We start from the raw sequence: 16507 nt of genomic DNA, 5'->3' as shown, positions 1-16507 counted from the left end.
CTCATGGTGCTGTCCTCCGGCGAGGGGTCTGACCGTTTAGGGCGATTTGCCCTTGTTTCTTCAGATTGCTCGCCGGACGTCATGGCCGTGTCCGCCGACTGTCACAGGCGCGTCACAGGGGGGTGCGCGACGCCAGGCGACCGGCACAATCGCCGGATCGAGACTGGGCGCCGGAATCCGCGAGGACCTGTCGCCAACGGCCGCGGGGATCCCGCGCCACGGCGGGGAAGGTGTGCGGCACGCCGGCCAGGCAGGCGATGTCCGCCTCGTCAAGCACTCCCGACAGCACATCCTCCTCGACGGCGAGGTCCCGCAGCGGCGCTGTTGTGCCGCGCGGGCAGGCAGGGACAGTTCCGCGGCCACCTGGTCCCGGGCGCGTTCCAGGAGGGCCGCGCGGACGATGTCCTGGAGCCGGGGAGCCGTGGATACGGCCGTGGCATGCGGCGCGGGCAGCGGAACGAGGTGCCAGGCGGTCGGATCAACGGCGCCCAGCACATCGAGGGTCTCCGCGTCGAGGGGCAGCGCCACCCCGCACCCGAGCCCTTACGGCCGACCGCAGCGCGACCGGTTCAGCCGGACAACGGACTGGATCACCAGTTGCCCACCCCCGGCCATTGGTTTTCCCTGTGCCCGTGTTCCGTGTCCCCCGCCGGGCACTCGGACCTGCGACCCCGACCGTTGATCACAGCGGCGCACGCCGCAGGGTTGGGCAACGGGACAAGCGTTGACCGCCTCTTCTCGAGCCTGCGCGCCGCCGTGGGCTCGGGGTCGTCGATGTGGAACTCCGCCACCGGGCCGGAGGTGTCCCCGTTACGGTCAGGCAGCACTACAGGGGCTGCTGTACCTGCGATGGTCCCCCTCCTGCGCAGCAGCGCGCACATCGCCCCCGGTCGCCGGTCCCCCGAAGCCGATTTCCGGGATGTCCCAGTCCCCGGACCAGCGGCGGGCCCGCAACGCGGCGAGACGGAACGACTCCCGGAAGTACTCCGACTCTGCACGGCCTCGCCCGCCGCCTCCTTGATGATCTGCAGGTACTCCTCGTCGACTGTTCCAGTCGTTCTCTTCAACGCCATGTGGTTACGTTGCGTTCATCAAGCGTCGTCCTAGGAGCCTGCGCCCGCGCTCGCGTGGCGACCGAACGAGTAACTCACTGTAAGGATCTGGCCATGGTTCCCAGGTTGGCGCATGCGTCGGGGAGAATGCCGGAACGATGACGTCGCAGCAGCCTTCCGAGCCGGACCGAGCCGGGTACACCCCCTTCGCGCACCTGACTGTGCCCAACGCCCCCCTCTACCGTCAGGTGATGATCACGTTCCTGGCGGCCAAGGAACGGTTCGCGGTGCACCTGCGGCCCGAGGACGTGCACGCGGCGCTGCCGTCGGAGCACCGGCCCGCCGACCTGGACACCGTGGTCAAGGCACTGGACAGCCTCGTCGAGTGGGGCAACCTGCGGGCGGACCCGGACACCTCGCGGGTCACCGCGGTCGAGGACTTCTACCGCAAACGCTTCATCTACCAGCTCACGCAGGCCGGCGAGGCCACCGAGCAGGCCCTGTCGGTGTACGACGAGGCGCTGGGGCGGCGCGGCGCCCTGCAGGCCGTGGCCCTGTACGACATCGTCACGCAGTTGCGGGCCCTGCTGGTGATCGCCGCCGAGGAGGAGCCGGACGCGGCCAAAGCGCATCTGGCGCTGTCCGCGCTGACGAGCCGGTTCGAGGCGCTGGCGGAGAACGCTCGGGCGTTCATGGGGTCGCTGCAGCGCACCATCGACCTGCACGGCGTGGAGGTCGAGGTGTTTCTCGCCTACAAGGACCGGTTGATCCAGTACCTGGAGCGATTCATCCAGGACCTGATCACCCTGGGCGGGCGGATCGCCCTGCTCATCGGCGAGTTGGAGGAGCAGGGCCGGGCCGGCCTGCTGCTGCGGCTGGCGGCGGCCCGGGAGGCGGCCGACGCCGCGCCGGAGGAGGCCGAAAGCGCAGAGGCACAAGGCTACGCGCGGTGGGCGGGACGCTGGGCGGGGCTGTCCGCCTGGTTCGTGTCCGCGGACGGGCGTGAGTCGCAGGCCCGCCTGCTGCGCGGCCGCGCGCTGGGAGCGATTCCTCAGCTTCTGGCCGTCGTACGGCAGTTGAACGAGCGACGGGCCGGGCGCTCGGACCGGTCCGCCGACTTTCGCACCCTGGCCCGCTGGTTCGCCGAGGCGCCGGACGACGGGGCGCGGCACCGGTTGTGGCGTGCTGCCTTCGGCCTCTACCCCGCGCGACATCTCACCGTCGACGCCGACACGCTGGCTGAGCGCGCGGCCCGTCCGGTGGCCGCGTCCACCCCGTGGGCCGAGGCGGAGCCCTTGCGGATCAGCCCGCAGCTGCGCCGCACCGGCAGCTACGAGCGGCGCGGCAGGGCGCGCAAGGTGGAGGACCGGTCCGAACAGCGGCGGCGGCTGGCGGAGATCGCCGCGCGTCAGGCAGAGGAGATCGCGGCGGCCCGCGCCCGGCTGACCACGCACGGCAGCACACGGCTGTCCGCGCTCGGGGAGCTCGACCCACTCGCCTTCGGCCTGTTCCTGCGGCTGCTCGGCGATGCCCTGGCCACCTGGCGGCCCGGTATGACGACGACGGTGGCGACCAGCAACGACGGCTCGATGGAGATCCGTCTCACGGCGCTGGAGGACGGTACGACGGCCGAGATCCGCACGCCGGGCGGGGTGTTCCGCGGCCCGGACCACACGGTAGAGATCACAGACCTCACCCGGACCGGTCAGATCCGGACGGACGGCGCCCTGACACAGGAGGTCTCATGACCACGCCCCTGGGCGAGGTTCTGGACGGCCGGCGTGCGGCCGAGTTCCAGAAGGCCGCACGTGCCCTGCTGAAGGAACCGCTGCTGCTCGCCCAGGGACCGTACGCGGACGAGTTCCGCCTGGTCCGGCAGCATGCCGCCGAGCTGGGCGACTGGTTCGACCGCAACACCGGTTGGTCGCTGCGGGTGGACGCGGAGGCCGCCCGGCTGCGCAAGACGCCCGGCACGTCGGCCGACCCCACCCATCCTGCGCGCGAGGCGTCCCGCGCCCGGGCGTCGTTCACCCGACGCCGCTATGTGCTGCTGTGCCTGGCTCTGGCCGCGCTGGAGCGCGGGGAGGCGCAGATCGCCCTCGGCCGGCTCGCCGAGCAGGTGGTCCTGGAGGCGGCCGATCCCCACCTGGCTGCTGCCGGGCTGGAGTTCACTCTGGAACGGCGTGACGAGCGGCTGGACCTTGCCGCTGTGGTACGGCTGCTGCTGCGGTACGGGGTGCTGCGGCGGGTGGCGGGGGACGAGGAGGCGTACGTCAGCGGGGCGGGCGACGTGCTGTACGACGTGGAGCGCCGCGTCCTGGCTGGGCTGCTCGCCGCCCGCCACGGCCCGTCGTTGATCACCGCCGAGGGCTTCGAGGAACGATTGGCCGAGCTGACCACGGAGACCGCCCTGGACAGCGAGGAGCTTCGGTTCCGCGCGATCCGCCAGAAGCTGACCCGCCGGCTGCTGGACGACCCGGTGCTGTACTACGACGGGCTGACCGACGAGGAGCTGGTCTACCTGACCCGCCAGCGCGCCTTCATCACCGCACGTATCGGCGAACTGACGGGCCTGGTCCCCGAGGTGCGAGCCGAGGGCATCGCCATGGTCGACCCCCTGGACGACCTCACCGACGTACGGATGCCGGAACAGGGCACCCACGGGCACGTCACGCTGCTGCTCGCGGAGCACCTCGCGTCCGCGGGCGGCGAGGTGAGCCGCGGCGTGCTGGAGGCGCGGGTGCGGGAACTGGCCGTCGAGCACGGCGGGTTCTGGTCCAAGAGTGCCAAGCAGTCCGGCGCGGAGGGGGAGTTGGTCGAGCAGGCGCTGGACAGGCTCACCGCGCTCGGCCTGGCGACCCGCACTCCTGGGGGCGTGGTCCCGCTGCCGGCGCTCGCGCGGTACGCGGTCGGTGAGACCGTCGTGGTGGAACCGGGTGGCCCGGCCTCCCGCACCTCCCTTACCTCCCGTACCTCTCAGCGAAAGGCACGCGCGTCGTGACCGCCCTGCCCGTCCCCACGCCCGGCCGGTGGCGACCGCTGCGCATCGGCCTGGTGGACCTGTTCTACTACGACACCGAGGAGTTCTGGTTCCGCGACGGCCGGCTGCTGCTGCGCGGCAACAACGGCACCGGCAAGTCCAAGGTCCTCGCCCTCACGCTGCCCTTCCTGCTGGACGGCGACCTGTCCGCGCGCCGCGTGGAGCCCGACGCCGACCCGGGCAAGCGGATGGAGTGGAACCTGCTGCTCGGCGGAGAGCACCCGCATCCCGAGCGGCTCGGCTACGCCTGGATCGAGTTCGGCCGCCGCGACGAGGACAGCGGGCAGGCCCACTTCCGCACGCTCGCCTGCGGGCTGAAGGCGGTGGCGGGGCGGGGCATCGCCCGCCACTGGTACGCGGTCACCGACCAGCGGATCGGCGAGGAGCTCAGCCTGCTGGACGCGACTGGTACGGCGCTGTCGCGGGACCGGCTCGCGGAGGCCGTCGCCGGGCGCGGCATGGTGTACGACCAGGCGAAGGTGTACCGCAGGGCGGTCGACGAAACCTTGTTCGGGCTGGGCGAGCGTCGCTACACCGCCCTGGTGGACCTGCTCATCCAGCTGCGCCAGCCCCAGTTGTCGAAACGGCCCAACGAGGCGGCGCTCTCCCGCGCGCTGACCGAGGCGCTGCCGCCGATGGACCAGGCCGTGATCGCCGACGTCGCCGAGGCCTTCCGGTCCCTCGACGAGGAGAAGGAGGAGCTGCGGGCGGCCGCCGAGGCGGAGCGGGCCGCCTCCGCGTTCCTGGAGTACTACCGCCGCTACGCCCGCGTCGCCACCCGGCGCCGGGCCCGACTGCCCCGCAGCGAGCACGCCCGCTACGAGCAACTGCACCGCGACCTGGCCCAGGCCCGCGCCGAGCAGGTCGAGGCCGAGCAGGACCGGGCGGCGGGCGCCGAGCGGATCGCGGAGCTCGAGGAAACCTCCACGCGGCTGAAGGCACAGGAGGCGGCCCTGCGCGAGGGCCCGGAGATGCGCAGCGCCCGGGAGCTGGAACAGGCGGCGGCCGACGCCCGCCGCACCGCGCAGGAGCTGGCCCGGGCCGAGGCCGACCGGGAGCAGGCGGCCGAGGCGCACACCCGGGCACTCGGCCGCGTCGAGGCGGCCGCGGGACGGCTCGCGGCGGCCGAGCGGCAGGTCACGGACCTGCTCACCCGCGAGCGGGAGGCGGCTTCGGCGGCCCGTCTCGACAGCGAGCTGCGTGCCGAGGGCGCGCCGGAGTCCGAACTGCGACGTGCGGCCGAGGAGTCCGTGGCCCGCAGGCGGCGCACCATCGAGCACGTGGAGGAGCTGACGGCACGCGCCGAGGCGGAGCAGACCGAACGGAGAGCCGCCGCCCGGCACCTGGACGAAGCGCAGACCGAGGTCGGCCACACCGCCGAGCGGCAGGCCGAGGCCGAGGAGAGGGCCGCCGATGCGGGCCGGGAACTCGTCGCCCTCGTACGCACGCACCTGGACGCCTGCGAGGAGCTGGCCGTCCCCGACCGCACCGGGCTCCTGGACGGCCTGCAGGACTGGGTGACCCACCTTCAGGGCTCGTATGCAGCACGAGAACAGGCCGGTGAGGCCCATCGGGTGCGGGCGGCGCAGCTGGCCGACCGGGCCGCCGTCCTCGGGCGGGAGCTGGCCGGACTCGAGGACCGGCGCACCGAGGCCGAACGGGAGCTGGCCGAGCTGGAGGCGGGCGGCCAGCGCGGACCCGCGACGCCCCACACCCGTACGCCCGGCGTGCGCGAGCAGGCCCCGGGGGCGCCCCTGTGGCAACTGGTCGACTTCCGCGAGCACGTCGACGCCGGTGAACGGGCGGGCCTGGAGGCCGCGTTGGAGGCATCCGGACTCCTGGACGCCTGGGTGCGTCCGGACGGCTCCGCCGTGCACACGGACGGGCACGACGTCCTGCTGTCCCCGCTGTCGTCCACCGCCTCGCTCGCCGGGGCGACGCTCGCGGACGTGCTGCGGCCGGCCGTCGATCACGGCGACGCTTCCCCAGAGGGGGTACCCCGGGCTGCGGCGGTGGGCGAGAAGACGGTGGCCCGCCTCCTGGCGGCCGTGGGCCTCGGCTCGGGCGGCGACACCTGGGTGGCGGCGGACGGCCGCTTCCGCGTCGGCGCGCTGACCGGCAGCTGGTCGAAGGAAGCGGCCGCATACGTCGGCGAGGGTGCCCGTGAGGAGGCGCGCCGGGCCCGGATCGCCGCCCTGCGCGGCGAACTCGACGCCCTGGCGAACGACATGGCCCGCCTCGAAACCGAACACGCCACGGTGGCCCGGCGCCGCCGAACCCTGGACGCCGAGCTGGCCGCCGTCCCCGACGACTCCGCCCTGCGCCACGCGCACGCGCTCGCCGCCGCGGCGGCGGACGCCGCCCACCGGGCCCGCACCCGTCGCGACGAACGCTCCGCCGAACTGGCTGAGGCGACCAGGAGGGAAGCCGAGACTGCCACGGAACTTGCCGAGGTGGCCGCCGCCGTGAACCTGCCGGCCGACCGGGTGGGGCTCACCGCCGTCCGCCAGGCCCTGGCCGACTACACCGCCGTCCTCGCCGCCCTGTGGCCCGCACTACGCGAGCGCGCCGATGCGATGAGGGCGCTTGCCGACGAGCGCACGGAAGCCGGGCGAGCCGGCACCCGGGTGGCGGAACTGGCCGTACGGGCCGAGGAGTCGGCTCGTCTCGCGGCCGCCGCCGACGAGCGCCACACCACCCTGCGCTCCACCGTGGGCGCCGCCGTCGCGGAGCTGGAGCGGCGCCTGGCCGAGACCGCCGATGCCCTGGCAGCGTGCAACCGTGACCAGCGCCGGGCGGGCGAGGACCACACTGCTGCCGATCGGCGCGCTCATCTGGCCCAGGGGCACATCGAGCGGCTGGAGGTGGACGTGCGGGAGGCGACCGCGGCCCGCGCCGAGTCCATTGCCGCGCTTCAGCGGTTCGCGGCCACCGGACTGCTCGCCGTCGCCCTGCCCGCGGCGGCCGTGCCGCCGCTGGACGGCGGACCATGGGCGGCCACCCCGGCCGTGGCGCTCGCCCGCGCCATCGAGGCCGAGCTGTCGGGCACCGACGACTCCGACGGTGCCTGGGAGCGCGTGCAGAAGCGGCTCAGCGAGGAGTACAAGAAACTCCAGGACGCGCTCTCCCGCGGCGGTCACACCGCCACCGCCCGCATGGTCGAGGACGGCATGGTCGTCGACATCGTCTACCAGGGCCGTGAGCGGGCCGTCCCCGAGCTGGCCGAAGCCCTCACCGCGGAAGTGGCCGAGCTGACGCGCATCCTGTCCGCACACGAACGCGAGATCCTCGAAACCCACCTGCTGACCGAGGTCGCCGGCACCCTGCAGGAACTGATCGGCACCGCAGAGCGCCAGGTGAACGCCATGAACGCCGAACTCGAAGAGCGGCCCACCTCCACCGGCATGAAGCTGCGCCTGGTCTGGCGCCCCTCGCGCAAGGCGCCGCCCGGACTGGCCCAGGCGCGCGAACGCCTTCGTCAGTCCGCCGACGCCTGGACACCCGAGGACCGGGCAGCGGTCGGCGAGTTCCTTCAGACCCAGATCGCCCGCCGGCAGAGCGACGACACGGCCGGCAGCTGGCTGGAGGTGCTCATCCAGGCGCTCGACTACCGCACCTGGCACGAGTTCGGTATCGAACGCCACCAGCACGGCAAGTGGGTCCCGGCCACCGGTCCCGCCTCCGGCGGCGAACGGGTCCTGGCCGTGTCCGTACCGCTGTTCGCAGCGGCCTCGTCGCATTACGCCACGGCCGCCCCCAACGCCCCGCGCCTGGTCACCCTGGACGAGGCCTTCGCCGGCGTCGACGACGACTCCCGCGCCAAGTGTCTCGGCCTTCTGCACGCCTTCGACCTCGACGTGGTGATGACCAGCGAGCGCGAATGGGCCTGCTACCCCCAGGTCCCCGGCATCGCCATCGCCCAGCTCTCCCGCGTCGACGAGATCCCGGCCGTCCTGGTGACCCGCTGGGAGTGGGACGGTACCGAACGGGTACGGGGCATCGAACCGCGCCAAGGGCTGTCGTCTCTCCTCCCCACGCAGGCGAACGCAGCCGCCCCGACGGCCGGCCCCGACGGCCGGGACACCCTGTGGTCATGACCGAGAACACGGGCACGCCCCGACGGCCCCTGGCACACATCGACCAACAGCGCCTGTTCCGCCTCCTCGGCGGCCCCGAACTCGCCTGGCTGGTGGACCGGTGCCGCCGCCGTATGGAACGGGACGAGCCCCTCACCGGCCCGGTCACCCTGGCCGCCCCCACCGCCGCCGAGCGGGCCGCCGCCGAACGCCTGCTGGGCCGCGCCCCGGGCGCCGGCCGCTCGCTGAGCATGCGTCTCGACACGGTGGACGCCGTCCTGCGCCGCTCCGGCGTCAGCCCCGACGGCCTGGCCGCCGCCGTCACCGCGCTCACCGGCCCCGTCCCCCGGCTCGCCGAGGTGCGCGAGCAGGAGGTGAACGCCTGGCGGGACGCGTACGCCCCACTCGACAACCTGATCCGCACGGTCCGACCCGAACTGGCCGACTGGGCCGACCGGTTGCGCCAAGACGGCCGCATACGCCGGCTCGCCCGCACGCCGCACGCGGCCCATACTCTGCTCGGCGACGCCGCCCAGGCCCTTCGCGGCCTGCCGGCCGACCCGGCTCTGTCCCTCCCCGCCTTCGCCGCCCGCGTGCTCGGCGACGCCCACGCCCTCGACGACGGCACCCCACTCGCCACCCTCGTCCTGTCCGGCGTCCGCGCCCTGGCCGGCTTCCCGGACGGCAGCGGAGCCGAGTGGCGCCGCGAGGCATGGGCGTCCGCAGGTCTCCTCAAGGACGCCCTGTCCTCCACCGTCCTCACCCTGGGCCTACGCGGCACCCCCGCCCTCGACTGGACGGCCGACCGGGGAGAACCGACCGTCCTGACCCTGCGCCAGCTCACCCGTACCCCACCACGCACGGCACCCACCGTGGTGTACATCTGCGAAAACCCCACAGTCCTCGCGACTGCGGCGGACACCCACGGCCCCGTCTGCCCGCCCCTGGTCTGCCTCCAGGGCCAGCCCTCGGCCGCCGCCCTCAGACTGCTGCGCCACCTCGAGGCCCACGGGTCGGCACTGCTGTACCACGGCGACTTCGACTGGGGCGGTCTGCGCATCGCCACCGCCCTGCTGCGCCGCGTCCCGTGGCGGCCCTGGCGCTACACCGCCGGCGATTACCGCAGGGCGGCCACCGCCACCGCCCTGGCCCCGCCCCTGACCGGCACGCCCACCACGGCCGAGTGGGATCCGAACCTGGGCCCGACGCTCTCCGAACTCGGCGTCCGCATCGAAGAGGAGACCGTCCTCGACGACCTCCTGGCCGACCTCGCCCCATGACACCGCCCGGGCGGAGGGACCACACGTCACCGGTGCCACCCTGCGCTCCGGGCGCAAGGGCACCGGGATGACCGACGCTTCCACCGACCGATCGGGCCTCCGGCCGAACGGCAGGCACAAGTCCGCCACCGACCGGCAAGGGTGCTCAGGTCCAGGGGCCCGAGACACCGTCCGGCCTCACAGAGCGTGTTCGTCCATCAGGCGCATCAGGTTCCGCTTGCGTTTCTGGGCGGTGCGCAGGGCCGTCGCGTACGCGGTGAACTCGTCCGGCGTACCCAGGCGGCGGTGGCAGTCTCGGACGCTCAGTAGCAGGCTGACGAGCTGCTCGTAGACCGCGTTGCCGGTCTGCTTGGTCAGTGGTTCGGCCAGGCGCAGGTAGACGCCGAGCGCGTCGGCGGGACGGCCGGCGCGTGCCTGGTCGGCGAGGGTGAGCCACTGCCGGTCGTGGGCGCCGGTTTGGACAGCGGCCTGCCAGGCGGCGTCGACGTCCTTGTCGTCGAGCAGGGCGTCGACCAGGACGGGGCCGCCGTACCAGCCCTGTTGCCGTCGGCCCGCGTCGGCACGCAGCAGGGCAAGGGCTCCCTCGCGCTCGGCCGGCCAGCAGTCGGCGGCCTGCGCGGCGGCGCGCAGCTGCTGGTACGCGGCCAGGGTGCGGCGGGCGCGGAAGTGGTCGCGGCGCACGGCGACGGCATCCGACAGACGGTTCGCCTGGGTGTAGCGGTCGCAGAGGTAGTCGACGAGGGCGGTGTCGACGGCGACGAGGTCCCGGGTTTCCCGGATGCCGCGTTCTGCCCAGCGCAGGGCCTCGTCGGAGCGCCGGGCGGTGTCCAGCTCGTGGGCGATGACCAGGTGGGTGTGGCCGTTCGGTGAGAGGTCGGCCGCGTGCACGGCGATCACCGCGTCGACATCGCCGCCGGCCTTGGCCAGGCGTTCCATCAGGTACTTCTCGGCCCAGCCGGTGCGGTTGCCCCGCCATGCCTCGACCGCCGACTTCTGCAGGACTGCCATTCCTTCTTCGCCGAGGACGTCCTCATAATCGAGCGGATCGATGTCGGTCAGGCCGTCGTCGATGTCGCCGAGCGCATGGCCGACCAGCCAGCGCGCAAGCTCCTCGGGGTCGGGGCGTGCCGCACGGCACGCGTCGAGGTGGGCATCGGCGAGGTCTGCACCGATCTGCCCGAGCCAGCCGTCTGAGTCGTCGACGCTCTCCACCGCCTCGGCCAGCAGCCGCAGCGCCTCCCGCGCCAGGGTGATCGCGTCGGCGGCCCGGCCGGAGCCGGTCAGCGCCCTGATCGCGGACACCGCCTGCCCGGCCTGGTCGGCGTAGGTGCCGGCATCGGCGTACTCGACGTACCCGTACTGCGCGAAGGGGCCGATGTCGAGCAGATCGCGGATACGGGCCCGGACCGCGGCAAGGTCCCCGCGGGCGCTCGCGGCCCGCAGTTCCAGCCGCCGCCGCAACTTCCGGTCCTCGTCGATCTGTTCCCGCAGCAGAGCGAGCAACTCTTCCTTGGACAGGGCGGACAGCCATCCGTCGAGGTCCTGTGCGTGTTCCCGCGCCGCCTTCCGCTGCCGCGGAAGGCTCTCTCGCCGGGCGAGCACCCTCAGTCCGAGGGCGACGAGGTGCTTGCAGAAGTTTCCCTCCAGGCCGTACGGGCAGCCGCATTCTCCGGCCGGCCCTCCGGGCCCATCCAAGGTCAGTTCCACCTCGTACCGTTCCGTGCCGTGAACCGTCGCGGTGATCCAGCCGTCACCGACCTCGACTCCCGACACCGCGTCGAGGTACCCCAGGCCACGTTCGAAGGAACGGGCACCGGCCAGCGCCTTGAGGTCGGCCTCGGTGAAATTGCCCATGGTTTCCGCCTGCTCCAGGTTGCGCACTTGACAGTCCGCCAGCCTAGGGCTGCCAGGAGGTGCAGGCCCACAAGTCCGGCAGCTCGACCGCCAAGACCATGTGCCCCATGCCTCACCGTCTCTCCGCTACTGCCAGGCGCGGACCAGATCTTCAGGTCCCCAGTGGGCCGCAAGTGGCAGACTGCCGGCCACACCGCTGCGGGACACCGCGACCAGCGGCGTGTCCCGCCCGGCACCGGGCACCGCGAGTACGTCCCGAGCCAGGGCGTCGTATTCACGCCGGCCGAACGGCTGGGACTCCAGCCACTTGATGGAGCCGACGAAGTGCATGGATGTCGTCGCGTCGCTCCCATCGGATGCGCAGGCGACGGAAGCCGTGCAGCCAGGCGATCGTTCTTTCGACGACATATCGGAAGATGCCCAGGCCGGTGCCGTGTGGCTGGCCGCGTTCGGCGATGACCGGGCGGATGCCGCGCTGCCACAGCAGGCGCCGGTACTTGTCGTGGTCGTAGCCACGATCGGCGAGCAGGGAATCCGGCCTCCGTCGTGGCCGGCCCACGACCCCGGCCACCGCCGGGACCTTGTCGAGCAGGGGCAGCATCTGGGTGACGTCGTTGCGGATGCCGCCGGTCAGCGACACCGCGAGCGGGATGCCCTGGCCGTCGACAAGGACGTGGTGCTTGCTGCCCGGCCGTGCACGGTCGACCGGGCTGGGACCGCTTTGGGGCCCCTGCGCGCCGCGCGCACGTGGGAAGAGTCGATCACCGCCCGCGACCAGTCCAGCTTCTTCGCCGACCGCAGCCGCTTCAGAGGCAGCACAGGCAGCTGGTTCCATACCCCGGCCTCGTTCCACGCGGCCAGACGCCGCCAGCAGGTCATGCCCGAACCGAAGCCCAGCTCCTGGGGCAGGTACTCCCACTGGATGCCGGTGTGCAGCACGAACAGGATCCCGCACAACGCCTGCCGGTCCGGGACCCGCGGCCGTCCCTCGACCAGCTTCGGCCCCGGCTCGGGCAGCAACAGCTCGATGAGCGACCACAGTTCATCCGACACGATCCACGGCCGTGACTGTCTCTTCCCCACGACCACACCAACGAGCAGACAAGCCAACAGCCACATGATCAACCACTTCTGTTAGTAGTGGCCGATTCATGCCCTCGTAGCTGGGCATGGGGCAGCAACTCTCCAAGGGCCGGTCTCTCAGCCGCCGACAAGGGCGACAAGCTTGATGAAGACCAGGCCTGGATCGGCGGTGAGATCCACGACTTGGTCCAGGTCCTCGACCTGGCGATCGCCGGCCAGCATGAAGAACCCGTTCGCCAGGAAGGCGCGCTCGGCGATCTCGGCCTGGCGCTCCCAGTCGATGCGGCGGGGTTCGCGGAGTCGGTAGCCGTTCAGCTCCCTCTCGGCGTCGTCAGGGCGGACGAGCCCGTTGAAGCGGTTGCTCGGGCGGGCGTTGTGCCGGGCGACCTCCTCGCTGACCCGGAGCCTGATCAGCTCCCGTACGGTCATCCGTTCCGGGACGCCGGTGACCTCCCACTCGGTGAGCGGCTTGCCCGTCGCGGTCTCGTCCCGGAACGTCACGGTGGCCATCAAGCACCTCGCTTGATCTGCATGAGAATGGACTCGTCGGTGATCTCGGTGTCGGCCGCGAGCAGGAATGCCTTGCTGAGGATCAGGGAGAGCCGGGCGTCCTCGAACGGCAGGAACACCTTGCCCTCTCCCGAGCCCCGTGACGGGACGATGCACAGGTAGCTGTCGTCCGGTTCCATCAGGATGTTGGCCGAGCCCAGATGGATCTTGTACGTGCCCAGGTCCCCACGGACCAGCAGGAAGCGGCCTTCGAGCGAGCACCGGGCGGCGATCTTCAAGCGCGGCAGGATCCGTTCCAGCGCTTCGCGGCGGACCTCGGCGCTCGCCGTCAGCGCGCCGAACGTGGCCGTCCGCCAGTAGCCGATGTAGCGGTCCTCGCCCCGGTCGGTCCAGTCGGGGTCGGCTGCGATCGAGCTCACGCCCACGAACAGGTCGACGTCGCGCATCGCCTCGCTGAACACCAGCGGGGGCATCTCCGTCAGCGGAATCTCCCGCCAGCGCCGGCCGTCCCGCCGCTCGAAGCGGACCTGGTCCGTCGCGGCGTGCTCGGGCGCGTAGCCGCCGCCGTCGTCGGCTGCGGGCTCGTGGTGGAAGCAGGCCCGCCACTGGCCGTCACCGAACTCGGCCCGCGCCTGCCCGTCGTAGCCGCCGTCGTAGCGGCCGAGGAAGTTGGCCTGCCAGCCGCGTTCCTTGAACAGCGCGTAGAGCTGCCGGTAGTGGACGATGTGGGCGGCGAACCGGTTGGAGTAGACGCCGGTCTCCTCCTCCGCCGGGGTGAGCAGGTAGATCTCCCGGAAGGCCTGTTTGAACGGCTGCCGCAGCCGCTCGGCGACGAGCCGCTCCCGCCACGCCCTGATGTCGTGCGCCTGCGCCCGGATCGGATGCCACAACCGGACGCGCTCGGGCTCGCCGGGCGGCTCGGCCGTCGGTGCCACCGCACGCCACTCGCCGTCCGCATCCCCGACGCTCCGGAACTCCCAGATCAGGCCGCGGACGAGAACGCCGGTGACCGGGTGGTCGCGGTAGTAGCGGCACCACTCGTCGTACGGCCACTCGCGCCCGGCCGACATCAACGCCTCGACGCGGGCCCGCTCTCCCGACAGCGTCCCCCGCACCGCCTGGGCCAGATCCTTCAACTCCCTCAGCTCGTCCGGGAAGCCCTCCTTCACAGCCGCCGGAGCCGTACGGGACGTCCCCCCGTCGGGACGCGTGAAGGTGAGCCGCACGGTCGCCGCGTCCTCGATCGCCACCCGTACCCGGTGTCCGCCCAGCTCCCGTTCCAGCAAGCCGTCCGGCGCCAGGCCGTGGTCCGGGACGCTGCGCTCGATGAGCTGCTCCGCCGTGATGCCCTGCTTCCCGGCCGCCGTCACCAGCGCGGTGTCGAGCTGCTTGCGCAGCGCCCGGTGCTTGATCCGGGACTGCAGCCGCCACAGGGCCTCCAGGGAGGCCGGATCGCCGGTCTCGGCCAGCGCGTTGATCGCCGCGCCCGCGAGCTTGGGATCCTCGATCACGCCGGTTCCGGCCGCGCCGGTCCGCAGAGCGAGCGCGCCGAGGTGCCGCACCGCGGCCGGGCCGCCGGTCAGCGCGGCCGCCCAGACGACACCGCGCGCCAGGTCCCCCTCGTTCTGGTGGACGACGTAGTGGTAGTGGTAACCACCTCCGATCCAGCCGGTGTGCGCACCGCTTCCCCTGCTGCACAGCGGCTCGCCCTCGGCCAGCGCCCGCAGGACGTCGGCCAGGACCTCCTGCACCGACGCCACCTCCGCCAGTTCGAGGCACGTCCGCCGCCACCTCTGCGCGGGACGCGGGCCCGACAGGCTCGCCAGGTGTCGCAGAAGGCCCGCCAGTTGGGGTGTCGGCGACGTCCTCGCACGGTCCCTCAGCGGTGCAGCCCAGGGAGCGTAAGCGGGGATCAGTCCGTCGGGTATGCACGCCTCCTCCACGCTCGCGAGCAGTACGCGCAGGCGCTTGGCGAGCTGTCCGCGCTGGCGTGCGGCCACATCGGTGTCCATGAGCTCCGCGTGCGCGTGCCGCAGCCAGGGCATGACCGCACGGCAGCCGTCGGCGTCGAGCTGCTCGGCGGCCTTCAGCACCAGCCCCAGCGCATCGGCGAACCAGAAACCCATGTCGTACTCGGTGGCCCGGAGCAGCATCACCGCGACCTCGTCGGGCGTCCAGCCGCGCAACCGCGAGATCAGGGACACGATCTCGGTGCCATACTGCCAAAAGCTCCTGTGGTCGAAGCAGGCTGCCAGCATCAGGCACAGGGCCGCCGCCCTCCCCTCCTCCTCCGAGCAGGCCGCAAGCCGCCCGTCGATCTCGGCCTGGGTCGCTGCTTGTATCGCCTGAATCCGCTCGAGTGTGTCCGTTCCCCGCAACGCCGCCGAGGCGTCCCACCGGGGCTCCGTCCGCTGACGTTCCAGAAGCTCGACGAGCCAGCGGGCGCTGCAGAGCGCGGCAGACCTCACGTCGTCGAGCGAGTCGTTCCTACGGGATTCGGCCACCAGGGCTTCGTACAGCATGGCGGGATGATGACAGCGGGGACTGACAACGCGGTCAATCCGCAGGCTGCTCACGCCTGTGTTGAATCACAAGGTCCGGCTGCCGTCGCTGGCCGGCTCGGCGTTGAGGTGCGCGGTGAGGTGTCCCAGCGCGTCCGGAGCACTGAACGGCGGTGTGCCGGTGAGCAGTTAGAACAGGAAACAGCCCACCGGGTACAGATCACTGCGTTCCTCCGGGCGCCCACGGGCCTGCTCGGGCGCCGTGTACGCGGCCGTCCCCACCACTGCCCCGGTGCGCGTCAACAGGTCAACGGTCCCAGCGGGACCCGCGGCTCGGGCGATCCCGAAGTCGAGTACCTTCACCCCCACCGGACGCCGTGACGAACACATTCGCCGGCATGATGTCCCGGTGCAGGATGCCGCTGGCGTGTGCTTCGGCCAGCGCGTCGCAGATCTGCGCACCCCACCGGGCCGCCTCCTGCCCGATGACCGCCCCGCGGCGTACGACCGCCTCCAGTCCTTGGCCCCGCAGGAACTCCATCACCAGGAACGGTGCGCTGCCCTCCACGGTGACCGCCTCACCGAGATCGTGCACGGCCACGATGTGAGGGTGCTGGAGCGCCGCGGTGATCCGTGCCTCCCGCAGGAAACGCGCACGCAGTTCACCGGCCGCGCTGCCCCCGCCCGCCAGGAAGCCACGCGCCGCTGTCTTTCGCGTGCCGACACAGTTGTGGGCCAGGACGCCCCGGTCCTGGCCCACAACTGTGTCACCGTGCGCGGGCCGGTGATCGGCCCGGAGCGCGGGAGATCAGGCAGCCGAGCCGGCCTGGACGATCTGCTGGAAGACCTCGGCCAGACCCTCGACGACCTCGGCGTCGTTTGCCGGGTGCGTCTAGAGTGCTGTGACCGGAAAGGTTCACCGGCTCGCGACGCCCGGCACGGCACCTCGCGGCGTTGTCGCATCACCCGAGTACATCCAGTACGCGGGTGACGCTCCGCCTTGCGATGCACCGCACCGGACGCCGCGAGCTTCCCGGCAAACCTTCCCGGCCACAGCACTAGTAGGGCTTTGTTAGGTACCCCGATTGATCATCGTCAGTTAGATTGTGAT

At 72.2% G+C, this 16507-nt stretch carries 10 protein-coding genes; 4 read left to right on the top strand and 6 right to left on the bottom strand.

What is annotated here, in order from left to right:
* The first annotated feature begins 1210 nt into the window (after nt 1-1210).
* Genes IEZ19_RS46340 through IEZ19_RS46325 form a run of 4 tightly spaced genes read left to right on the top strand, consistent with a single transcriptional unit; the run spans nt 1211 to nt 9448 of the window.
* Entirely contained in the window at nt 1211-2800 is a 1590-nt protein-coding gene (locus IEZ19_RS46340) for a TIGR02677 family protein (protein ID WP_189317403.1), read from the top strand.
* On the top strand, nt 2797-4053 hold the full coding sequence (locus IEZ19_RS46335) for a TIGR02678 family protein (protein WP_189317402.1): 1257 nt from the start codon (nt 2797-2799) through the stop codon (nt 4051-4053). Before IEZ19_RS46340 ends, IEZ19_RS46335 begins: the two co-directional genes overlap by 4 nt.
* Nucleotides 4050-8189, top strand: coding sequence for a TIGR02680 family protein (locus tag IEZ19_RS46330; protein WP_189317401.1), 4140 nt, complete (start codon nt 4050-4052; stop codon nt 8187-8189). The genes IEZ19_RS46335 and IEZ19_RS46330 overlap by 4 nt, the downstream gene beginning before the upstream one ends.
* On the top strand, nt 8186-9448 hold the full coding sequence (locus IEZ19_RS46325) for a TIGR02679 family protein (RefSeq protein WP_189317400.1): 1263 nt from the start codon (nt 8186-8188) through the stop codon (nt 9446-9448). The genes IEZ19_RS46330 and IEZ19_RS46325 overlap by 4 nt, the downstream gene beginning before the upstream one ends.
* A gap of 177 nt (nt 9449-9625) precedes the next feature.
* On the opposite strand, the gene IEZ19_RS46320 is transcribed toward IEZ19_RS46325, so the two are convergent.
* From IEZ19_RS46320 to IEZ19_RS46295, 6 genes are all read right to left on the bottom strand, one after another.
* Nucleotides 9626-11302 (bottom strand): SWIM zinc finger family protein, encoded by a 1677-nt coding sequence (locus IEZ19_RS46320; protein ID WP_189317404.1) that lies wholly within the window; start codon nt 11300-11302, stop codon nt 9626-9628.
* 126 nt (nt 11303-11428) lie between these two features.
* A complete protein-coding gene (locus tag IEZ19_RS46315; RefSeq protein WP_229841625.1) occupies nt 11429-11632 on the bottom strand; it encodes a hypothetical protein in 204 nt (67 codons plus the stop codon).
* Nucleotides 11577-12421 (bottom strand): IS5 family transposase gene (locus tag IEZ19_RS46310; protein ID WP_229841623.1). Its coding sequence is split into 2 segments (ribosomal slippage): nt 11577-12022 and nt 12022-12421, totalling 846 coding nucleotides; the frame shifts between segments, so codons are not numbered across the junction. Before IEZ19_RS46310 ends, IEZ19_RS46315 begins: the two co-directional genes overlap by 56 nt.
* Before the next feature lie 81 nt (nt 12422-12502).
* Nucleotides 12503-12895 carry a hypothetical protein gene (locus tag IEZ19_RS46305; protein WP_189317399.1) on the bottom strand — a complete coding sequence of 131 codons (393 nt, stop codon included), beginning with the start codon at nt 12893-12895 and terminating at the stop codon, nt 12503-12505.
* Entirely contained in the window at nt 12895-15417 is a 2523-nt protein-coding gene (locus IEZ19_RS46300; RefSeq protein ID WP_189317398.1) for a DUF4132 domain-containing protein, read from the bottom strand. Before IEZ19_RS46300 ends, IEZ19_RS46305 begins: the two co-directional genes overlap by 1 nt.
* Before the next feature lie 286 nt (nt 15418-15703).
* Nucleotides 15704-16156 (bottom strand): protein kinase domain-containing protein, encoded by a 453-nt coding sequence (locus IEZ19_RS46295; protein ID WP_229841622.1) that lies wholly within the window; start codon nt 16154-16156, stop codon nt 15704-15706.
* Nucleotides 16157-16507: the final 351 nt, after the last annotated feature.

Source organism: Streptomyces brasiliensis (genome assembly GCF_014647875.1).
Taxonomy (GTDB): Bacteria; Actinomycetota; Actinomycetes; order Streptomycetales; family Streptomycetaceae; genus Streptomyces; species Streptomyces brasiliensis.
Note: the sequence above shows the minus strand (reverse complement) of the source record. Positions and strands in the feature narration are given on the sequence as shown.

Coding starts and splice junctions, on each gene's coding strand:
- IEZ19_RS46315 (WP_229841625.1), bottom strand. CDS start 11,632: ATGCACTTCGTCGGCTCCATCAAGTGGCTGGAGTCCCAGCCGTTCGGC.
- IEZ19_RS46340 (WP_189317403.1), top strand. CDS start 1,211: ATGACGTCGCAGCAGCCTTCCGAGCCGGACCGAGCCGGGTACACCCCC.
- IEZ19_RS46335 (WP_189317402.1), top strand. CDS start 2,797: ATGACCACGCCCCTGGGCGAGGTTCTGGACGGCCGGCGTGCGGCCGAG.
- IEZ19_RS46305 (WP_189317399.1), bottom strand. CDS start 12,895: ATGGCCACCGTGACGTTCCGGGACGAGACCGCGACGGGCAAGCCGCTC.
- IEZ19_RS46300 (WP_189317398.1), bottom strand. CDS start 15,417: ATGCTGTACGAAGCCCTGGTGGCCGAATCCCGTAGGAACGACTCGCTC.
- IEZ19_RS46325 (WP_189317400.1), top strand. CDS start 8,186: ATGACCGAGAACACGGGCACGCCCCGACGGCCCCTGGCACACATCGAC.
- IEZ19_RS46320 (WP_189317404.1), bottom strand. CDS start 11,302: ATGGGCAATTTCACCGAGGCCGACCTCAAGGCGCTGGCCGGTGCCCGT.